This is a genomic window from Vibrio marinisediminis (assembly GCF_014050145.1).
GTDB classification, from domain to species: domain Bacteria; phylum Pseudomonadota; class Gammaproteobacteria; order Enterobacterales; family Vibrionaceae; genus Vibrio; species Vibrio marinisediminis.
This window is the reverse complement of record NZ_JACFYF010000075.1, coordinates 1-358: the sequence shown is the minus strand read 5'-3', so window position 1 is coordinate 358 and position 358 is coordinate 1. Positions and strand designations below refer to the sequence as shown.

Sequence of the window (358 nt, the reverse complement as noted above, 5' to 3'; positions counted from 1 at the left end):
CTGGAGGCCGCCTTGGGTGACTACCGATGCCCCGAGGCCTGGCGCAACTACGCCCAGACCGAGCGCAAGGGCTGGGACGCCTATGTGGCCGACAATGTCCGCCCCGGAAACCGACCCAATTCCTACGCCCAGGCCATCGGCGTGGTGAACGCGCTGTGTGAGCCGCGCGACCGGGTCGTGGCGGCGGCGGGCGGTCTTCCGGCGGAGGTCACCGCGAACTGGCGCACGTTGGATATCGGCACCGTGGACGTGGAATTCGGCTTTTCCTGCATGGGCTACGAGATTGCGGGCGGCTGGGGCGCCCGCATTGCCCAGACGGAGGTGGAGCCCGAGGCAGACACCATCGTCTTTTGCGGGC

Annotated in this window: 1 pseudogene; it reads left to right on the top strand. The window is 68.4% G+C overall.

Annotation, left to right across the window (positions count from 1 at the left end):
• Positions 1 to 12: 12 nt before the first annotated feature.
• Positions 13 to 358, top strand: a pseudogene (locus H2O73_RS23480) (3D-(3,5/4)-trihydroxycyclohexane-1,2-dione acylhydrolase (decyclizing)); the annotation flags it as partial.